General features: G+C 44.8%; 17 protein-coding genes and 2 pseudogenes. 11 read left to right on the top strand and 8 right to left on the bottom strand.

Annotated features, from left to right (window positions below):
- From H6F92_RS06195 to kdpC, 7 genes are all read left to right on the top strand, one after another.
- Positions 1-134: IS4 family transposase (locus tag H6F92_RS06195; RefSeq protein WP_190357162.1), on the top strand; the 134-nt coding region annotated here is incomplete at its 5' end.
- A gap of 615 nt (positions 135-749) precedes the next feature.
- Positions 750-2495: a potassium-transporting ATPase subunit KdpA gene (gene kdpA, locus H6F92_RS06190; protein ID WP_190357161.1), complete on the top strand. Its 1746-nt coding sequence runs from the start codon at positions 750-752 to the stop codon at positions 2493-2495.
- Between the two features lie 255 nt (positions 2496-2750).
- On the top strand, positions 2751-4910 hold the full coding sequence (gene kdpB / locus H6F92_RS06185; protein WP_190357160.1) for a potassium-transporting ATPase subunit KdpB: 2160 nt from the start codon (positions 2751-2753) through the stop codon (positions 4908-4910).
- Positions 4910-6010 carry a HindVP family restriction endonuclease gene (locus H6F92_RS06180; RefSeq protein WP_190357159.1) on the top strand — a complete coding sequence of 367 codons (1101 nt, stop codon included), beginning with the start codon at positions 4910-4912 and terminating at the stop codon, positions 6008-6010. Before kdpB ends, H6F92_RS06180 begins: the two co-directional genes overlap by 1 nt.
- Positions 6007-6939, top strand: a complete 933-nt coding sequence (locus H6F92_RS06175) for a DNA cytosine methyltransferase (protein WP_190357158.1) — start codon at positions 6007-6009, stop codon at positions 6937-6939. Before H6F92_RS06180 ends, H6F92_RS06175 begins: the two co-directional genes overlap by 4 nt.
- Before the next feature lie 40 nt (positions 6940-6979).
- Positions 6980-7186, top strand: coding sequence for a K(+)-transporting ATPase subunit F (gene kdpF, locus H6F92_RS06170; protein ID WP_071822845.1), 207 nt, complete (start codon positions 6980-6982; stop codon positions 7184-7186).
- Between the two features lie 2 nt (positions 7187-7188).
- The gene (kdpC, locus tag H6F92_RS06165; protein ID WP_190357157.1) at positions 7189-7845 is read left to right on the top strand and encodes a K(+)-transporting ATPase subunit C; all 657 of its coding nucleotides are present in this window, start codon (positions 7189-7191) and stop codon (positions 7843-7845) included.
- On the opposite strand, the gene H6F92_RS06160 is transcribed toward kdpC, so the two are convergent.
- The 4 genes from H6F92_RS06160 to H6F92_RS06145 all read right to left on the bottom strand — a co-directional run bounded on the left by H6F92_RS06160 (position 7842) and on the right by H6F92_RS06145 (position 14787).
- On the bottom strand, positions 7842-8018 hold the full coding sequence (locus tag H6F92_RS06160; RefSeq protein ID WP_190357156.1) for a hypothetical protein: 177 nt from the start codon (positions 8016-8018) through the stop codon (positions 7842-7844). The two genes, kdpC and H6F92_RS06160, sit on opposite strands and share 4 nt — an antisense overlap.
- 490 nt (positions 8019-8508) lie before the next feature.
- Positions 8509-11079, bottom strand: coding sequence for a DNA methyltransferase (locus H6F92_RS06155; protein ID WP_199308143.1), 2571 nt, complete (start codon positions 11077-11079; stop codon positions 8509-8511).
- Positions 11080-11191: 112 nt separating this feature from the next.
- Positions 11192-13825, bottom strand: a complete 2634-nt coding sequence (cphA, locus tag H6F92_RS06150) for a cyanophycin synthetase (protein WP_190357154.1) — start codon at positions 13823-13825, stop codon at positions 11192-11194.
- Between the two features lie 107 nt (positions 13826-13932).
- The gene (locus H6F92_RS06145) at positions 13933-14787 is read right to left on the bottom strand and encodes a cyanophycinase (RefSeq protein ID WP_190357153.1); all 855 of its coding nucleotides are present in this window, start codon (positions 14785-14787) and stop codon (positions 13933-13935) included.
- Positions 14788-14835: 48 nt separating this feature from the next.
- On the opposite strand from H6F92_RS06145, the gene H6F92_RS06140 reads away from it, so the two are divergent.
- The 3 genes and pseudogenes from H6F92_RS06140 to H6F92_RS27000 form a co-directional block, all read left to right on the top strand.
- Complete coding sequence (locus H6F92_RS06140; protein ID WP_190357152.1) at positions 14836-14976, top strand: hypothetical protein; 141 nt, start codon at positions 14836-14838, stop codon at positions 14974-14976.
- A 184-nt stretch (positions 14977-15160) separates the two neighbouring features.
- Positions 15161-15856 (top strand): tRNA (guanosine(37)-N1)-methyltransferase TrmD, encoded by a 696-nt coding sequence (gene trmD / locus H6F92_RS06135; RefSeq protein ID WP_190357151.1) that lies wholly within the window; start codon positions 15161-15163, stop codon positions 15854-15856.
- 193 nt (positions 15857-16049) lie between these two features.
- Positions 16050-16130, top strand: a pseudogene (locus H6F92_RS27000) (type II restriction endonuclease); the annotation flags it as partial.
- Here H6F92_RS27000 and H6F92_RS06130 read toward each other — a convergent pair.
- The 4 genes from H6F92_RS06130 to H6F92_RS25415 all read right to left on the bottom strand — a co-directional run bounded on the left by H6F92_RS06130 (position 16121) and on the right by H6F92_RS25415 (position 18141).
- Positions 16121-16270: a hypothetical protein gene (locus H6F92_RS06130; protein WP_190357150.1), complete on the bottom strand. Its 150-nt coding sequence runs from the start codon at positions 16268-16270 to the stop codon at positions 16121-16123. The pseudogene H6F92_RS27000 and the gene H6F92_RS06130 overlap by 10 nt on opposite strands.
- 36 nt (positions 16271-16306) lie before the next feature.
- Positions 16307-16885: a transposase gene (locus tag H6F92_RS06125; protein ID WP_190357149.1), complete on the bottom strand. Its 579-nt coding sequence runs from the start codon at positions 16883-16885 to the stop codon at positions 16307-16309.
- 129 nt (positions 16886-17014) lie between these two features.
- The gene (locus H6F92_RS25420) at positions 17015-17677 is read right to left on the bottom strand and encodes a Fic family protein (RefSeq protein WP_265795852.1); all 663 of its coding nucleotides are present in this window, start codon (positions 17675-17677) and stop codon (positions 17015-17017) included.
- On the bottom strand, positions 17653-18141 hold the full coding sequence (locus H6F92_RS25415) for a Fic/DOC family N-terminal domain-containing protein (protein WP_199308142.1): 489 nt from the start codon (positions 18139-18141) through the stop codon (positions 17653-17655). Before H6F92_RS25415 ends, H6F92_RS25420 begins: the two co-directional genes overlap by 25 nt.
- 979 nt (positions 18142-19120) lie before the next feature.
- Here H6F92_RS25415 and H6F92_RS06115 point away from each other — a divergent pair.
- Positions 19121-20146, top strand: a pseudogene (locus H6F92_RS06115) (ISAzo13 family transposase); the annotation flags it as partial.

Raw genomic sequence — 20146 nt, 5'->3', positions numbered from 1 at the left:
GGGGGTTTTTAGGTAGAAAAGGCGACGGTGAACCTGGTGTTAAAACTATTTGGTTGGGACTGCGAAGGTTACATGATATCAGCCAGACTTGGAAACTATCTCATCAAATTAGTTCCCCCATAGAACCCCCTTGAGCCATCTTGCACACTTTTCTCTTTTTGTCAAATTTTATGTTAAGAAAGATGTGACTAATGGATAGATCAAGGGGGCAGGGGGGATCGAACCTAAAATCCATTTTTAATTTAATTATAACCAGCTACTTAATAATTGAGCGAATTGAGCGAATGTCTTGTATAAATTGCGATGGCGTTTGCAGAAAACGGGTTTCTCGAAGAGAAAACGGGTTTCTCGAAGAAACCCGTTTTCTGCGATGGCGTTTGCATAATTATTCCTGTTTGTTCAACGACTTGTGACGTAAAATCTTAGGAGTCACTGATAATTGCTGATTGTTGGTATTGCTGCATAAGTGCATAAAAGCTGATAGGATAACGAACGGAAAAAATATAGATTGTCAAGACGCGACAAATCGCTATAATCATCCCAGCAGAGGCGATAATAATCCCTCGATCATCCACTGGTTAACGATCGCTAATGATTAGACAAACTTGGTTTTCCCAAGCGGTTTCGAGACAGCGAACCCGTGATTTTCCCGGTCGATCATGGACGGTGAGCTTGTCGAATCCGTTGATCGAGCCTCCACATTTCGACAAGCTCAATGACCACTGGCTTTTTTTGGAGTTGATCGAACCATGTTGCAAGGATGGATTCAAATTGCGCTCACGATCCTGATAATCGTGGCAATCACTCCCTTTTTCGGGCGCTATATGGCTAGGGTTTTTATGGAACGGAGAACCCTACTCGACCCACTGTGCGATCGAGCCGAGAGTCTTCTCTACACCTTCGTCGGGGTGAAAGGGAAAGAGAATATGATCGGCTGGCAGTACGCCCGCGCCGTTCTCTACAGTAACGCGGTAATAGCAGTTCTGGTTTTTTCCCTGATTGCGGGCCAAGGAGTCCTTCCCCTCAACCCGACGGGGATCCCCGCCCCCACTTGGGACACCACGCTACATACTGCCATCTCCTTTATCACCAACACCGACCAACAGCATTATTCCGGAGAAACCACCCTCAGCTACGGGAGTCAGATCTGGGGACTCGGCTACCAGATGTTCACCTCGGCCGGAACCGGTCTAGCGGTGGGGATCGCCTTTATTCGGGGACTGACGGGGCGACCGTTGGGCAATTTCTACGTCGATCTGATCCGAGCGATCACCCGTATCCTCTTACCGATCTCGATCGTGGGGGCAATTACCCTGATCATCGCCGGAGTCCCGGAAACCCTCGCCGGCCCAGCGATCTTGCCGACGCTAGAAAACCCCAACCTGAGTCAGGCGATCGCCCGCGGTCCAGTGGCCCACTTTGAGATTATTAAGGAATTGGGAGAAAACGGCGGTGGCTTTTTTGCCAGCAACTCGGCCCACCCCTTTGAAAACCCGAACGGATTCGTCAATCTGGTGCAGTTGGTGGCGATTCTCTCGATTCCCACCTCCCTGATCTATACCTACGGTGTTTTCGCCGATAATCTCAAGCAAGCTCGATTAATCTATCTAATTCCCCTCGGTATCTTCATCGGCTTTACGATCATCACCGCGATCGGGGAATATAACGGCAACCAGGCGGTTAACTCCCTGCTAGGGGTCGAGCGAGCGGTTAACTTCGAGGGTAAAGAAGTGCGCTTCGGTTGGGCGCAATCGGCCCTGTACGCGGTGACTACCACGGCCACCATGTGCGGTGCGGTGATCGCCATGCACGATTCCTTGATGCCGAACGGCGGCTTCGCCACCCTCTCGAATCTGTTCCTGCAAATCGTCTTCGGCGGTCAGGGAACCGGCACCGCTTACCTGTTCGCCTATCTGATCCTGGCGGTATTCGTCACCGGTCTGATGGTGGGAAGAACCCCGGAATTCCTCGGGCGCAAAATTGAGAAACGGGAAGTGGTATTAGCCAGTTTTTTAATTCTGCTGGTTCACCCGATCGCCATCCTCATCCCCGGAGCGATCGCCCTTGCTATCCCTGATTTTCAAGGCATCAGTAACCCCGGCTTTCACGGATTATCTCAAGTTATCTACGAGTACGCTTCCGCCGCCGCCAATAACGGGTCGGGATTCGAGGGACTGGGGGACTCCCAACCCGCACCGCTCGCGATCGCGGCTGGGGCGAAACCGACGATCACCGCTCTCTGGTGGAATCTGAGCGCCTCCTTCAGTTTACTCGCCGGACGGTATATCCCGATCGCCGCCCTGCTCTTCTTAGCCGATGGGATGTCCCGCAAACAACCGGTTCCCGCCACCACCGGAACCCTCCGCACCGATACCGGACTCTTTACCGGCGTGACGGCGGGGGTGATTTTAATTCTCGGTGCGCTCACTTTCTTGCCGATATTGGCCCTCGGGCCGATCGCGGAAGCCTTTCAAATCACCAGGATGATCGGCTAGGAGTTTAGACAGGGTTTGCGGCAAAAAGTTTTTCCGGGGGGTAGGGTGTGACCCCCCCAACCCCCCCGACATCGGGGGGGGTGTGGGGTGTGGGGTTTTACCAGTTTTGAGGTGGCCAATTACCTAATTTTCAGGGAAAAAGTGCCTAAATTTCCCCCCGATCACTCCCATCTCCAGTATTTTTTGATTGACAAAAGGTCTAAAAGTCTTACCCAACAAGGTTTTTAGATTGATTCAACCAGTCCTAGACAATTTATGAGAACGAACAAAGGAAATTCTAAGTCCCCCCGCCCGTTGCGAGTGCCGAGAGGTCGCCGGGACGACCGCCGCCATACCCCCAAGGTCAACCGGACCGGTCTCTATCAAAGCGCGATCCGGCAGTCCTTCCTTAAACTCGACCCGCGCATCGCCGTGCGTAACCCTGTCCTATTCGTGGTCTGGTTGGGAACAATCGTCACGGCCCTGGTGACGATCGACCCGCATCTATTCGGCACGATCGCTGGGGAGAGGGGACAACAACGGCTACTTAACGGCATCATCACCCTGATCCTCTTCTTGACGGTGCTGTTTGCCAACTTCGCCGAGGCGATCGCAGAGGGACGGGGAAAAGCCCAGGCCGATGCCCTACGCTCCACCCGCAGCGACACGATCGCCCGAAAAATCCTGGCCGACGGCTCGATCGAGTCGGTCAGTTCCACGGCCTTGCATCGGGGTGATCGGGTAAAACTGCTGGCTGGGGACGTGATTCCCGCCGACGGGGAAGTGATCGAGGGAATCGGTTCGGTGGATGAATCGGCGATCACCGGAGAATCGGCCCCCGTCCTCAAACAACCCGGCACCGACATCGCCAGTTCCGTCACCGGTGGTACGCGGCTTCTCTCGGACGAGTTGACAGTGCGGATCACCCAAGACCCCGGCCAGGGTTTTATCGATCGCATGATCTCCCTTGTGGAAGGGGCCGAGCGCACGAAAACCCCCAACGAGATCGCCCTGACGGTACTTCTGGCCGTGTTAACCCAAGTCTTTCTAATTGTCGTGGCCACGATTCCGCCGATCGGGAACTATATCGCCGGTTTCCTGGAAACGAGCCTCGGGCCGGCGGTTGCGGATACCTTTCGGGCCGGTTCCAGTATCGCCATCTTGATCTCGCTCCTCGTCGCCCTCATTCCCACGACGATCGGCGGTTTATTGAGCGCGATCGGCATCGCCGGGATGGATCGTGTGGCTCAGTTTAACGTCATCGCCACCTCCGGGCGCGCGGTGGAAGCCTGCGGCGACGTGAATACCCTCCTTCTCGACAAAACGGGAACGATCACCCTCGGCAACCGACTGGCTGACGAATTTATCCCCGTGAACGGTCATAACCTCGAGGAATTAGCCCGCATCTGTCTAGCGGCCAGCCTTTTCGACGAAACCCCGGAAGGACGCTCGATCGTTGCCTTAGCCCGGAATTTGGGCGCGAACCTCGATATCGATGGCCAACCTGGCGAGGTAATCCCATTCTCGGCTCGTACCCGCATGAGCGGCACCGATAGGGACGGCGAGGAATACCGCAAGGGGGCCGTAGAAGCGATTAAAGGTTTCGTCCGTTCTAGGGGTGGTTCCGTTCCCGATACCCTCGATCAGGCCCAGGAAAGGGTTTCCCGTTTGGGGGGAACTCCCCTGGCCGTCTGTCGGGGTAACGATATCTACGGGGTGATCTATCTCAAAGATATAGTGAAACCGGGATTAAAAGAGCGTTTCGACCAATTACGGCGCATGGGGGTGAGAACGATCATGCTCACCGGCGACAACCAGATCACGGCCTCGGTGATCGCAGCGGAGGCAGGGGTGGATGATTTTATCGCCGAGGCTACCCCAGAAGATAAGATCGAGGTGATCCGTCGCGAGCAATCCCAGGGCAAGTTAGTTGCCATGACGGGGGACGGCACTAACGACGCACCGGCACTGGCCCAGGCTAATGTCGGTGTGGCGATGAACTCTGGAACCCAAGCGGCGAAGGAGGCGGCTAATATGGTGGATCTGGATTCTGACCCGACCAAGCTGATCGATTTAGTGACCATCGGCAAACAGTTATTAATTACCCGCGGCGCCCTGACCACGTTTTCGGTAGCTAACGATATTGCTAAGTATTTCGCCATTATCCCGACGATTTTCGCCGCCGCTGGGATCGGTGCTTTAAATATCATGGGTTTGAAAAGCGCTCAATCGGCGATCGTCTCAGCCCTGATCTACAATGCCCTGATTATCCCCGTTTTGATTCCCCTAGCACTTAAAGGCGTTCAATTTCGCCCGCTCACCGCTGACCAACTATTGCGGCGCAATATCCTCATCTACGGCGTGGGGGGCATGATTGCGCCGTTTATTGCCATTAAGATTATTGATGAGATAATTTCAGCGATCGGGTTGAGGTAATGGCAAAATCGGCAATATTTAAGCCTAGTTTATTCGGATTGAAGCACTCGAATCGGGATTTTACCCAAAAAGAAACCTGGGGGAAAAATCAATTTAATTCCTCATTTCCAGCTTCTTTGTGCGCTTACTTAGATGGAAAAGGACTGAAAAATGTATATCTGAAACTCGATGAAAATTTAAAAATTCAACCTGCGGAGTTAAGTACAAAAGAGTTATACGGTCTAGCTCCCGATTCCGATAATTTATTTTACGCTTTCGAGAGTCAATTTACGCCGTATAATCAATTTGTAATCGGTAGTTTGCCTAGAGTCGATCTAGTAACCCAGAGAATCGATAACGGTAATTGTCTTCGAGGTCTGGAAATTAAATTAACCGCTTTACCAGACAATACAACTTGTGACTTAGAAGATATTCGTTATGGATGTGAAATAGTGGTTAGACCAGATACCATCGTGTATCTCGCCTGTAGTATAATTAATCACATTAGGCAAAATATACAAAAATTGCAAGAGATTATCGGTAGTGATTTCGATTCTATTCAAGACTGGACAGAACCGAGAGAGGTAATGCCTTATTTACTATCAATAGTTGGCGTTATTGACCGACTATCGCTTGATTTATTGCCCTATCAACAACCATTTTTAATACAGCCTATCTGGAAAACGGAAGGCAAATCTTCAAAATTGGCAGAGCAATGTTTAGATGTGTTCGTTTGGAGCGATCTAGCTTTCACTCGGCTATTCGTATATCTGACTAAATTTGAAGCGAGAATAGAAAAAAGTATTTCCAGACAAATACGTTCTGCGATATGGCTGTTCAAAATGCTTGACGATTTCAGCAAACAGGAGCGCATCAATCATAGAAAAATAATCGATCAACTTTCTTACAATACAAAAAACGATAAAGCGTTTGCATTAAGCGGCAAAATTACCAACCGGTATATGCGTTCAGAAATTTTGCATCGACCCAGAATTAACAAATCAGAAATAAGAGAAATTATTTTAGGAGGTGGACAAAATTTATTGAGTCCTGAAAGGCGATTTGATGCTATTATTTATAATTCACCCGATTTGTTTAATTTAGAGGAGGGAGCAAAATGATCACAATCGATTTATTCGCTGGTTGTGGTGGTTTATCTTTAGGTTTCCAGAAAGCGGGGTTTACTATTGTGGCTGCATTTGATAATTGGATACCTGCTATAGATGTCTATAGAAATAACTTTAGTCATCCGATATTTAATGTCGATTTATCTAGAGAATCTAATCAAGAAATATTGGCTCAATATAGTCCTGAGATTATTGTCGGCAGCCCTCCTTGTCAAGACTTTTCTAGTGCGGGTAAGAGAAACGAGGGTTTAGGACGAGCGAGTCTAACGCTCACATTCGCTGAAATTGTCACTAGAGTAAGTCCCCAATGGTTTGTTATGGAAAATGTGGATAGAATTGAGAAAAGTAAAATACTCATTCAAGCAAAACAAATTTTTAAAAGCCATGGTTATGGTTTAACTGGAAAAGTTATTAATTCTTGTTACTGCGGAGTTCCTCAAACTAGAAAAAGATATTTTCTGATCGGTAAAATGAACGAAGAAGACGATTTTTTAATCGATGAGATCAATGAAAATCTATCAAGTCAACCTCTGACTGTATTTGACTATATGGGCAAAGAATTAGATATAGAATACTATTATAGACATCCTAGAAGCTATCAAAGAAGGGCGATATTCAGTATTTATGAACCTAGCCCTACTATTCGAGGAGTAAATCGACCAGTTCCCAAAACCTATCGACAACATACCGGGGATGCTTGTCATCTTAAGGAAAAATTAAGACCGTTAACAACAATCGAGCGAAGCTATATTCAAACTTTTCCTAAAGACTTTATTTTTACAGGAACAAAATCTAATCTAGAACAAATGATTGGCAATGCGGTTCCTGTTAATTTGGCCAGATATGTGGGCCAATGTATTCTTAACTATGAATTGAAAAAGGGGAAAAAGATAACCCATCGACAACTACAGCTATTTTCTTGATTTACTGGCAAAAACAAATCTCCCAAAAACTCTAATTATTATGAAAGCATCCCTTAGAAAACACCGATTTTTCTGGTATATTCTCTTAAATTTCTGTCTAACAATTCTTTTCTCCTCCATCGTTCAAGCTTCTACGGGAAGCACTATCGATAGGTGGCAAGCTTCCGCGTTAACCCTTTTAGGATTGGTCGCCTTTGCTTTATTTATCTACCTATTTTTTGTCATCTTTATACCAGAGAGGTTTTAATTATGAGTTTTGCACGCGAGGCCGGTAGAGCTATCCGTTCTACCCTAGTTCTCTGGGTGATTACTGCCCTGATCTATCCTTTCTCGATGATCGCCATCGGTCAAATTCTTTTTCCCTGGCAAGCGAACGGGAGTTTAATTACCAATAATCAAGGTCAAGTGGTGGGTTCGGCTCTAATTGGGCAACCTTTCACCAGCGATCGCTATTTTAATAGTCGTCCGAGTACCACCGACTACAGTACGGCCGATCCGAAAAACGATCCCAACAAAGTCCTGCAAACCGGAATTTCGGGGGCGAGTAACCTAGCTCCCAGTAACCCTGTATTAATTGATCGCATTAAAGGAAAACCCGATCCCGATCCGGCGAAAGCTATAGAGGGCGAAATTCCCCGATTAGAGAAAGCGGGAATTAAACCCACCGCAGATCTAGTATATACCTCTGGTTCCAGCCTCGATCCCCATATCACCCCAGAGGCCGCCAGAGCGCAGATCGAGCGGGTGGCGCGGGTGCGGGGATTACCGACGAATCAAGTGGAGATCCTGATTATCAAAAACACCGACGAGCGCTTTCTCGGCATCTTTGGCGAACCGGGGGTTAACGTGCTGAAACTGAATCTGGCTCTAGATGCGATCGCAAGCAGCGATGATCGCTATCTCTAAAACCAATTATCGCTAATCCTGCCAAAGAAAGCCAATAGCGATCGCCAATGCCCTAGATAATGGGGGGCAAGATGTTTAAGTTTCTGTTTGAGACATTTGAGATAAATATCCTCTCCCCGTCCGATAATCCATAGTCCTTGGTTTAGCCATTTTTGTAGGGTTAATCCTAGCAAAAAACCCCGATTGAGTAGGTAAAAAAGACGCCCAGAATCCAGTGCGCGCGATCATGATATCTGGGAATTTTTCCTGTAAACTGCGATCAAGCAGGTCTGCGGGAGTTAATTCCTGTTGCCGTAGCCAACTAGCCAGACTATTATACTCGCTCAAGGTCAAGGGCGAGGGTGGGGCGATTTTGTCCAAAATTGGCACAAAGTAAGAGAATTACTTGAGTATCGGCGGCTAACATCTAAGAATCTCCCCACGAATTCATCTACTTTTGATCGCTTGATTACCCACGGAGAAAATTTCGAGGCGGTATTAGCGATCGCCAAAGCAACCACTTCTATTCAGATTCTACCAGTTTATTTTCCCTTGCTCGCCGGTTACGATTAGCAATTCTAGAAAAGAAAAGTTTTTGATGCGTTACGGCAATATTAACATCTTGATTGTTTCTCTAAAAACAAGGGATTGCCTAACGCAATCTCCTTGATATTTTCTGAAATTTTATTCCTCCCCGGAGAATTCCAATAACTCTGCCAGTGAATTATCTTCACTTTCTATCTCGTCAATTGTATTATCAGTTAAGCCCAACTCTTTCTTGGCGAACACGCGCCTTGCACGACGATCAAGAATTTTAATAATATTGGTTCTATCTTGTTTAATTGCATCAATGTCTTCTTTTTGTATCAACACCATATAGTATCTCGATACTTCCATCATTCGATAAGCATACTGAAAAGCGTCTCTAGTAAATTCACCAGTAGTCACAATCATAACTACGTCAGACCCTGTTACGAAGGTCATACCAACTTCTTTGGCTAATACTTCTACATCTACTCGCTTTGTATTTTTACACTGAATTTGCCAACGATGATAAACAAAGCGGTCTGATGCTGCCAGAACATCTACTTCACCCTGTCCAGTTTCATAGTCTCTTTTCCGCCATTTTGTGAATCTAAGACTGGTTAGACGAATCATCCAAATCGCCAGCAGTTCAAGAGCTTTACCTTTAATATGTTTATCGGGATTATCTAGGTCATTAACAACATCTTCAAAACTTCGATTTAGCTCAGTTTGGGAGATTTCTGTAATATCGGATATAGATTGTAATAATCTAGATAACAGTTCTAGCTGTGATTTCTCGGTCAGCTTAACAAGATTAGGTTTCGCTCCTCGTCCGCTGGTGGTTTTCTCAGTTGCAATTAAGCCGACTTTTACTAAAGGTTGAATAATATCCTGAACAAAAGATTTCGAGGGGAATCGTATTTTATAAACACTGGTGGCGTATCTGGTAATTTTATTCCACTCGGTTAGCTCAGTAATCGCCATCTGAAGCATAGCCAGTAAAAAATATTTTTGTTCGGAACTAAGAGTATAAAGCTCGTCAATATAGTCTTGATCGAGTTCCAATAGATCATAGACTCGATCCCAGTTAATCTCATAACTTTTCTCCAGGACTTTAGCTTCTTGTAACCATTGTCTCATGGTACTAACATAAGTACAATTGGTCGAGAGTGAATACCCCATTTCTTGAAGTTCGTAAGCGATGATTTCTAGCTGGGGTTTATCTCCCCTGCTATTAATTGCTTCTATCGCTTTTATTAGGGACATTCCAGTTAGGTTAACAAGAATATGGCGAGCAAAAATTGTGAAAACTGTCTCACTATCTTGTTGATTGTCTAATATTTCATTAGCGATATCCGTGAGTCGATACTGCCAATCATCACCATCAATTGATTCAACCAACTTATAAGCACGAAGGGAAAGAAATGTATTCATGGCAAGTTTGCCACGATTCTCTCCTTTCTGTAGATCGTTTTGGCTGGAATGGTCAGCATAATAACGTTTAGCAATCTCATCCTGAAGCACTCGACGATCGGGAAGACAATCAGAACAAAGTTGTACTAATTCAGATGCTTGAAATTGCTTAGGAGAAAACTGGTCGCCGTAGCTAAATCTGATGATTTTTTTGTCTGTCATACTATTATCGCTGGCAGGAAACAAATCTAACTGAACAAAAGGTTTTTGAGTATCCATTGTCAAGCTTTTGTCAGGATAATCCTTAGCCAGTTCTAAGGCTCGTGCTTTAAGAGTTTTTCTATCCTTTATAGGAGCTACGACCAAAGGAGCATCTTGTTCAAATCGAAACTGCGAAGCTATCATATAATCTTCATTTAATTCAAACGCTAACCAACGACGCTCAAGGGTTTCAGCTACTCGTCCTGTCATGTTTGAACCGGCAAAAGGATCGAGAACTAAATCACCAGGCTCAGTACAGAGACTAATAACAAATTCGGGTAAAGCTTGCGGAAATCTAGCAGGATGGGGTTTCACCCCTTCTTCCTTACATCTTCTTTGATAGTAATCATTAGATGCCGTGTTAGAAGCGGATATAACATTTACTGGCTGCCCTAAATCATTCTCTAAAATCCAGTTGAACTCTCCCAGTACTGGACTACCTATAGACGCGCCTCTTTCCTGAATAGAATCAGTAATAATATTTGGGGGAATAGCTCCTCCTCGGTCATTCTGAAATTTAGTAGAAATATCATGTCCTGACGGACGCAGTTTTGCCTCATAGCCATTTTTAATCAGGTTTTTCATTGCCTCGCTATAAGGCCGTAAAACTCTCTTGTTATTTGCTTTCGGGTGCGGCTCCTTCGATAACCACCAAACGGTATTGACAGCATCCTTAACTCGTTCCCTCCTGACTGTCACCCATTCTGCGGGGGTAGGAAGTTTGGCTGGATTATACCAAAAAAGTTCTTGGGCGAGAAAAAAACCTAGTCCACCTTCTAATCTCGGTTTACAAAGTTCTATAACTAACTCGAAATGATACAGAGAACGCACGGGAAAACCTTTAAGCCAACTACCACCAATATCTATAACTAGGGAGCCTTTGGGCTTGAGAATACGATAAAATTCACCGGCAAATATTTTAAACCATTCAACGTAATCATCAGCGTCCACATTGCCATACTCTTTTTTTCTTACTAAGGCAAAAGGTGGGGAAGTACAAATCAAATCGACACTCTCATCCGGCAACTCCCCCATCAGTGTCAGGCTATTACCCAAATAAGCGGAACCAAGCCGAGTCTCATAATAGGGATTTCGGCTGATTTTGATTAAACCATCGTACTCAGTAACAATTGGCACTACTTTATTTTCTAGCTATTTTTCCTAACTTCTAACCCTGATTATCGGTCAGGGGTCGATGTTTCTCGATCAAATCGATCGCCTGGGTGACACTTTCCGGGAAAATTACCACTAAACCACCCTCGGAAACCGTGCTTAAAGCCTTCTCTAAAGCTTCCGTTTCATCGAGAATAACTTCCGGACGCAAACTGGCATTTTCTTGGCTAATTCCCCTGAGAATTAAATCCGCCACTTCCCCCCGGCGGCGACCGCGAGTATCGTTATCTTCCTTAACAATAATCCGATCGAACATTTGGGCCGATAATTTCCCTAATAAAATTAAATCATCATCGCGTCGATCGCCAGGTCCGCCGACCACGCCGACTTTTTCCCCGGACCAATTGCCGACAAAACCGCCCACGGCTTCGTATCCGGCTGGATTATGGGCATAATCGATTAAAGCGTGATGGTGTCCCAAGTCAAACAGGTTCATCCTGCCGGGGGTCTGGGCCACGGAAGGTTTAAAAGTCCGCACCCCTTGGCGAATTAACTCGATATCGATACCCTGCACAAAAGTGGCTAAACAGGCGGCTAGGGCGTTAGCAATCATAAAAGGAGCCATTCCCTGCATAGTCACGGGAATATTGACCGCTTCCTCGATTCTCAGCGTCCATTCTCCCTCTAGAATCGACAGATAGCCATTCTCATAGATGGCGGCCATGCCACCGCGACGGATATGGTCGTGAATAATCGGGTTATCGGGACTCATGGAAAAATAAGCGACTCTTCCCTTGACTTTTTCGGCCATACTAGCGGTCAAGGGGTCATCGGCATTTAAAACCGCGTAACCCTCGGCGCTAACCACCTCGGCCACAACGCTTTTTACCTTCGCCATTTGTTCGATGGTGTCGATATCGCCGATACCCAAATGGTCGGCGGCCACATTTAACACCACTCCCACATCGCACTGATTAAAGGCTAAACCCGATCGCAGGATACCACCCCGGGCCGTTTCTAACACGGCAATCTCCACTGTGGGATCTTTCAAAATCATACTGGCACTGTAGGGACCGGTGTTATCGCCCTTTTCTACGAGATAATCATCGATATATACGCCGTCCGTCGTGGTAAATCCGACTACTTTCCCCGTTTGTCGGCAAATATGAGAAATTAAGCGGCTAGTGGTGGTTTTGCCGTTAGTTCCCGTAATTGCCAGAATTGGCACGCGACTGGGAGTCCCGGGGGGGAATAACATATCGATAACTGGGGCGGCGATATTGCGGGGTAAACCGCGACTGGGGGCGACGTGCATCCGAAAACCGGGGGCGGCGTTGACTTCTACGATCACCCCGTCCACTTCTTTCAGGGGTTTGCGGATATCATCTGTCACCACATCGATACCGGCAATGTCCAAACCGATTAATTTTGCCACTCTTTGGGCGATCCAGACGTTTTCGGGGTGAATTTCGTCGGTACGATCCACAGCGATGCCGCCGGTGCTTAAATTAGCGGTAGCCCGCAGATAGGCGATCGCACCTTGGGGTAAAATGCTGGTTAATTCATAGCCCTGTTTTCCTAGCACATTAAGGGCGGTTTTGTCAATAGTTATTTTAGTTAAAACGTTGGCGTGACCTTCGCCCCGGTTGGGATCCCGATTAGTAATTTCGATTAATTCTTCTACAGTTGAGCGCCCATCACCGACGACGTGAGCGGGAATCCGTTCGGCCACGGCGGCGACTTTGCCATTGATGACTAAAATTCGGTGATCACTGCCTTTATAATACCTTTCTACGATCACGCTGCGGGTTTTCGAGGCGGCACTGGCCAGATCATAGGCTTCCTCTGCTTCCTGTTGATTTTTGATGTCGATGCTGATACCCCGGCCGTGGTTGCCATCGAGGGGTTTAATCACGATGGGAAACCCTCCCACTTCCTCGATTGCCGCTGACAACTCATCCAAGTATTGAATCACCGTACCCCGGGGGACTGGAATCCCACCATCCTTGAGGATAGTTTTTGTGCCTTCCTTGTCACAGGCCAACTCAACGGCTAAAATCCCCGAAAAACTGCTTAAAGTGGCTTGAATGCGCTTTTGGTGAACGCCATAGCCCAATTGCACCATGGCACGAGCGCTCAGGAGTAACCAAGGAATATTTCTAGCTTGTGCTTCTTTAACGATGGTTTCGGTACTCGGACCGAGGGAGGCATTATTGCATAAATCGCGTAAATCTGCTAAATCTTGGGCCAATTCTTCCTGAGGATAGGTTCCCGTATCGACAATCGATTGACACAACCGCACGGCAGCCCGACCCGCATAACGTCCCGCTTGCTCCTCAACGTACTCAAATACCACGTTATAGACTCCGGGGGTGGAAGTGCTTCTAGTGCGACCAAACCCGACGGGAGTTCCCGCCAATTCCTGCAATTCCAGGGCGATATGTTCGATAATATGGCCCATATAAGTGCCAGTGCGGACTCGTTCAAAGAAACCGCCGCGATAACCGGGGGAGCAGTAATGTTCGACTAAACTGGGAAGAACGTCGATTAATCCCTCGTAAAAGCCGGGGATTTCATTCGATGGCTTCTCTGCGAGATCTTCGAGATCTAGACGCATAACAATGAGCTTGTCGCGACGAATACTCCAGTAGTTGGGACCGCGCAGGGTTTGGGTTCTGAGAATTTTCATGATATAGCTGATGTTCGCTGTTGAGAAGCACAAAGAAGCCGTTGTTTATTGTCCGGGTTTCCGAGATCGGTAAACTGTTCACGATGAACAGTTTTTCAGGAGTTTTTTTACCCCAATTTAGGGATCACTTGCTGTTTTTTGAGATGATAGCCATCACCGTAGGCAAGAATATGTACCCGCAGATTATGCAGACTCAGGGGTTCGTTAGCGGTGACGTGATGGTGGTTGGTGTGGGACATTGCCCTGGCATCAATTACCGTCACTGTACCGCAGCCGATTACTGTCATCGTGCCATCCCGTTCAAACATAGCGCAGGTATCCTCATCGATGCCAATTCCTAAACGTTCGGGATAACCGGAGATAGCACTCATTAACCTGGCCATGCGGTTGCGATTGTGGAAGTGTTGATCGACAATGACTTCAGGAATCAGACCTAATCCCATGGCCATATCCACTAGGGCCCGATTGGGTGCTTCCCCGCTGCTGCCCCCAGCAATCATGTGATGACCCATAACGGCGGCCCCGGCGCTAGTTCCAGCCAGAGTCAGTTCTCCCTGTTGCACTCTTTGTCTGATCCTTTCCATCAGGGGGGTATCGGAGAGCAAACCGCATAAACGCAGCTGGTCGCCTCCGGTCATAAATACACCTGTACACTCTTCGATGTAGGCTTGAAATTGGGGGTCTTCTCCCTGTACACGATCGCGAATATCGATAACTTTGACGTATTTTGCCCCCATTTCCTCGAAAATCTTCTGATAGCGATCGCCGATTAAAACCGGTTCTCTGGAAGCGGAGGGAACAATAGCGATCACTGCTTCGCTACCCCCGGCGCGATTCCAAAAGGTGTGCAGTATCTCTTTACCGTGGACTTTATCCTCGGCACCCCCAATGACTAAAATCGCCGTTTTGAGAGATATGGGGGTAGGATTTTGGGAATGTTGGGTTTCTAGCTCGATGATCATGTCACTGAACGAATAGACATTTTTAGGGATGGAAGGTTTTTCGGGAAGATGGACAAGTATCTTGATGTTATTTTCCCTGAACGGTTGACGGAAAAAAATGCGGTTTGGGGATATTTTTCGGGACATCAAGCAATAGTAGAGGCGATTTTAGCAATTTTCTTCGATCCACTGGCAATGACGGACTGTTAGTTAACTTTAAGTCTAGGCTAGACTTCGATCACTCAAGCTAGAGCCAGAAAAACCCCTAGACAGTACAGCATAGTCTATCATGTTATCGAGATAGACTAGCGCCAAATTAGCAAGATTTTAACCGATCGAACCGTGACAAAATGATACATTAAACACTATCCCAGTCTAGGCCTTAGTTTTCCCCGTGCAGTTTGACATTATCACTCTCTTTCCCGATTTTTTTACTTCACCGCTGCAGTCGGGGTTGTTGGCAAAAGCTCTCGAACGCGACATCGCTAGGGTAAATTTGGTCAATCTCCGGGATTTTGCCCACGATAAACACCGTCGTGTCGATGATGAACCCTACGGTGGTGGTGTGGGAATGTTATTAAAACCAGAGCCAATTTTTGAGGCGATCGAGTCTTTAGAAATTTTACCACCCCGGGAGATCGTGCTGATGACTCCCCAGGGGGAACCGCTCAATCAAGCTTTACTGAAAACTTGGGCCGGTAGTTATCAGCAGTTAATTCTCATCTGTGGGCATTATGAAGGAGTAGATGAGCGGGTTTGTGAGCATTTGGTGACTAGAGAGGTATCTTTAGGGGATTTTGTCCTAACTTGTGGAGAAATCCCTGCTTTAGCGATTATTAACGGGGTGACGCGCTTGTTACCCGGGACGGTAGGTAAGGCAGAATCGTTGAAATTGGAGAGTTTTGAGGCAGGTTTATTGGATTATCCCCAATATACCCGGCCCCCGGTCTTTCGCGGTTGGCAAGTGCCGCCGGTTTTGCGATCGGGTAATCATCAGGATATCGCTGATTGGCGCTATCAACAACAACTCGATCGCACGAAGGAACGTCGTCCAGATCTCTGGCAAAAATGGCTAGAGGAACCGGATTAATCCCCAAAAATGCTCGCGTGGGGAGAGGGGAGAGGGGAGATTTCCTAAAAACCCTTGACAAATGGCAAGACTTGCTTTATACTTTATGTATAATGGGAATCCGTGCGCCCATATATATAGGGTTTTTGAGGGAAGATAAGAGAGAAAAAAATAGCCTCAAAAATCGGGTTGGGTAGGAGTAAGGATATAAGGTATGAAGACGGAAAATTTCTCTCCCGGACAAGCATTAAACAAAGCATTTCTGAGAGTCAAACCGAGTCGTAGTCAGAAAGAAATATCATTAAACCTTTCCATCTGGTCTAAAATTGCATCACCTAGACAATGATTCGCCCAAAAATCCGCTTTCTCATCCTCGTTTTTAAACTTAGAAATCTCTTGAAAGCTGTTAATTTCAATATCGTAGGGATAATTCATGAATTATCCCTACGATAGGAATTGTTGTTACAGTGATTATAAATCCTTTCTACCGAAGCTTTGCCAAAACTGAAGTTCCTCCTGACTAGGTTTGACTTGCTGATTTTCGATATCTTGATGCCATTTTAAAGGATTATTAACAATATATTCTCTAATTTTAGTTAAGGAAACCTCATCACGGATAATATGTTCATAATAATTCTTTTGCCAAACTGATTGACCTTGAGTACCACGCAATTGATTAATCAGTTTAGCACTATTCATTTTAAAATAACCAACCACTTTAGGTAACAACATTTTTCGCCTCTCCTCTGGTAGAGATAATTCATGAATTATCTCTACTGGGTTATCAATAAATATTATTTTATGAATATGATTAGGCATAATCACAAATTCATCTAAAATAACCTCTTTATAACGATTATCTAAACTATGCCAAATATCCTTAACAACTTGACCAAATTGATTAAGATTCATGACATTATACTGTATGTCCCCTAATAAATTTTCACTATTTTTAATACAGATTGTCACAAAATATGCAGCCGATTGAGAATAATCATAGTGAGATAATCTTAAGGAACGACGATGGGGTTGATCAGAAAAGTTATTCATTTATTCATCTCCTTGTCAGGACAATTTATGAATTGTTACTACTTCAATGGCGATTTCTTCTTCTGTAATATCTTGAATACCTAGAAGTGATTCGGTCTAGGTGTTTTAACATTTAGTTTAGTCCCCATCTTAATAGTGATCAAAAATTGTTAGATAAGGCTCATAACGATATAATCGATTACGTTGCCATCCTGTGATTTCCTTTAGTAAACCTAATTCTTGAAACTGGTCAACCAATTTATTAGCAGTTACATAAGCGCATTCCAAATTATTTTCAATAAATCGGATATTAACAAGGGGTTGCTCAAATAATAAATCTAATAATCGCAGTCCGTTATTACTATTTAATTGCAAAAGTTGTTCTCTGTTTTTTTCTAGTAAATCTAAAATAGAACGAGCCGTTATTGTTGCGGATTGACTGACTTCAAATACTCCTTTTAAAAAGAATTTTAGCCATCCTTCCCAATCTCCATCAGTCCTAATAGCCATTAATCTATCATAATATTCAGTACGATGAGATTTAAGATAATGACTTAAATAAAGTAAAGGTTTTTGGAGAATTTCTCTCTGACAAAGAAGAAAAGTAATTAATAATCTTCCTACTCTTCCGTTACCATCAGAAAATGGATGAATTGTTTCAAATTGAGCATGAGCAATTCCGCAATGAATCAGTGCTGGAAGTGATTTACTATCATGAAGAAACTTTTCTAAATTATCTAGTGCTTTGTGCATTTCAGCAACGGGGGGCGGAATAAAAGCAGCATTTGCTAATGTGCAACCCTGAAATCCAATCCAATTTTGACGCTGACGAAATTCTCCAGGCGTTTTTCACTTCCCCTAACGTTCTCAAGTAAAATACCGTGAATTTCTCGAATTAATCTTAAGCATAATGGTAATTCATTTAATTTCTGAAGTCCATATTGCATGGCTTTTACATAATTAACGACTTCTTCTACATCTTTTGGTTGTTCTTGTCCTTTAACATCTATTTGAAATTGAAGAACATCTTCTAAACTGCTTTGTGTTCCCTCAATCTGAGAACTCAAAACCGCTTCTTGACGAACGTACATCGCCACAAATAAGTTAGGATTGGGTAAAATCGAAATTACGCCATCAAGACGACCTAAAGCTCTGTCTGCATCAGAAAGCAAGCTTATAAGCTCAGAATCCATGTTTATCGGCGGATTTGGCGGTAAAGCAGCAGGAATGAAAGCAGTGTAACCTTCAACTTGTTTTATAAATTGACCCGAACGCATAATAAGAACTAACAGTGAGGAATCTTATTTTAGCTCAGTAAAATATAATCCACAAATAGGAATCTTATTTTAGTTTTTAGCTGTTTAGTAAAATAAGATAAGCTGAAGATAACAATAATTGTAACTGCTCGGTCTCGCGTAGCGAGCGCGTTGCGACCGCTTCCTTTAACCTTTCTACCCCTGCAAACTTACTGGCAATTTCCCTCACCTCTTGGGAAGTGGGGAAGTGGGGAGATTTTCAGAAAACCCCTTGACAAATGGCGAGACTTGCTTTATACTTTTTAGATAATGGGAATCCGTGCGCCCATATATATAGGGTTTTTGAGGGAAGATAAGAGAGAAAAAAATAGCCTCAAAAATCGGGATGGGTAGGAATAAGGATATAAGGTATGAAGACGGAAAATTTCTCTCCCCGACAAGCATTAAACAAAGCATTCCTGAGTAGGGATAATTCATGAATTATCCCTACGGAATTATCCCTACGGAATTATCCCTACGGAATTATCCCTACGGAATTATCCCTACGGAATTATCCCTACAATCTGAATTGTTGTTACGGTGATTATAAAATCAGCCCGATTTTTTTTCTCAAAACCCTTGACAAATGACGAGACTTGCTTTAGACTTTTTAGATAATGGGAATCCGTGCGCCCATATATATAGGGTTTTTGAGGGAAGATAAGAGAGAAAAAAATAGACCCCAAAACCGGGTTGAGTAGCAGGGTAAGAGCATCTCAATCACGCTTGACAAAAGGAACTCAGCACAGCCACCATATAGTCATTGTCCATCGCCGCGCGCTTACTTTTTTGTCGCAGACTACGTCGGTAAGGGACTTCCAAAAAATAAACTATTCATGCTCAAGAATAATAATCATTCTCGGAGTGTAGGAGGTAGGGGTCGATGGTTGCCTCCTCCTGCCAATTTTGTAGTAGAATTAATCCTGTACATTATTAATCAAGTTTTTCTTTGTAAGTGTATATGGAATTAACTGATTCTCTCAAGAAATTGCTCAGTGAAACTGCGCTTCAATTAAAAGGTGCAGCTAAAAGAAGATTCATGGCGCCAACAGTCTTAGAATTGGGATATGGGGGACAAACCCTTGCTGCACAGGAATTGGGCTGGAATCGAACTACTATTTGTCAAGGAATTAAAGAACTAAAAAGTGGCATTACTTGTGTTGATAATCATTCAGCTAAGGGGCGGAAAAAAGCAGAATAACATTTACCTTTTCTATTGGAAAACATCAAAAGCTTAGTGGATTCTCAAAGCCAAACTGACCCAAGTTTTCAAAGCCAAAGGCTTTATGTGAGACTGAGTGCGGCCCAAGTCAGAAAGCAATTAATCTCTAAATATGGGTACAGTGATGAGGATTTACCGAGCGAGGAAACTATTCGGGTTAAATTAAATAACTTAGGTTATCGTCTGAAAAGAGTCGCTAAAGTTTTACCTCAAAAAAAATTCCAGAAACCGCGGCAATCTTTGAGGAATTAGCTAACATTAATCGGGAAGCGGATGAAGAACCTACGATGTTACGTCTTAGTTTAGATGCCAAAGCCCGTGTTAATATTGGACTATTTGATCGAGGAGGTAAGAATAGAATAACTGTCGAAACAAACGAGCATGATTTTAATCCAAAAACAACCCTAACCCCTTACGGAATATTTATTCCAGAATTTGATGAGTTGTTTTTGTATTTGACTGCCTCCACAGTCACCAGTGACTTTATTGTTGATATATTAGAAGATTTCTGGGAGTCGGAAAAATCTCGTTTTGAGAAAATTAAAACTTTGATAATTAATCAAGATAATGGCCCAGAAAATAATTCGAGACGAACTCAGTTCATGAAACGTATAGTTGAGTTTTCCCAAAAATATCAAGTTAATATACGTTTAGCTTACTATCCCCCTTACCATAGTAAATATAATCCTATTGAACGAACCTGGGCTGTGTTAGAAAACCATTGGAATGGGAGTATTTTAGATGAAATCGAAACGGCTTTGAAAT

This window comes from Microcystis wesenbergii FACHB-1317, from assembly GCF_014696875.1.
GTDB lineage: Bacteria > Cyanobacteriota > Cyanobacteriia > Cyanobacteriales > Microcystaceae > Microcystis > Microcystis wesenbergii_A.
Note: the sequence above shows the minus strand (reverse complement) of the source record. Positions and strands in the feature narration are given on the sequence as shown.

What these genes read in the sequence shown, in the direction of transcription:
- kdpA (WP_190357161.1), top strand. Translation starts at nt 750, where the DNA reads ATGTTGCAAGGATGGATTCAAATTGCGCTCACGATCCTGATAATCGTG.
- kdpB (WP_190357160.1), top strand. Translation starts at nt 2,751, where the DNA reads ATGAGAACGAACAAAGGAAATTCTAAGTCCCCCCGCCCGTTGCGAGTG.
- H6F92_RS06180 (WP_190357159.1), top strand. Translation starts at nt 4,910, where the DNA reads ATGGCAAAATCGGCAATATTTAAGCCTAGTTTATTCGGATTGAAGCAC.
- H6F92_RS06175 (WP_190357158.1), top strand. Translation starts at nt 6,007, where the DNA reads ATGATCACAATCGATTTATTCGCTGGTTGTGGTGGTTTATCTTTAGGT.
- kdpF (WP_071822845.1), top strand. Translation starts at nt 6,980, where the DNA reads ATGAAAGCATCCCTTAGAAAACACCGATTTTTCTGGTATATTCTCTTA.
- kdpC (WP_190357157.1), top strand. Translation starts at nt 7,189, where the DNA reads ATGAGTTTTGCACGCGAGGCCGGTAGAGCTATCCGTTCTACCCTAGTT.
- cphA (WP_190357154.1), bottom strand. Translation starts at nt 13,825, where the DNA reads ATGAAAATTCTCAGAACCCAAACCCTGCGCGGTCCCAACTACTGGAGT.
- H6F92_RS06145 (WP_190357153.1), bottom strand. Translation starts at nt 14,787, where the DNA reads ATGATCATCGAGCTAGAAACCCAACATTCCCAAAATCCTACCCCCATA.
- H6F92_RS06140 (WP_190357152.1), top strand. Translation starts at nt 14,836, where the DNA reads ATGGACAAGTATCTTGATGTTATTTTCCCTGAACGGTTGACGGAAAAA.
- H6F92_RS06130 (WP_190357150.1), bottom strand. Translation starts at nt 16,270, where the DNA reads ATGAATTATCCCTACGATATTGAAATTAACAGCTTTCAAGAGATTTCT.
- H6F92_RS06125 (WP_190357149.1), bottom strand. Translation starts at nt 16,885, where the DNA reads ATGAATAACTTTTCTGATCAACCCCATCGTCGTTCCTTAAGATTATCT.
- H6F92_RS25415 (WP_199308142.1), bottom strand. Translation starts at nt 18,141, where the DNA reads ATGCGTTCGGGTCAATTTATAAAACAAGTTGAAGGTTACACTGCTTTC.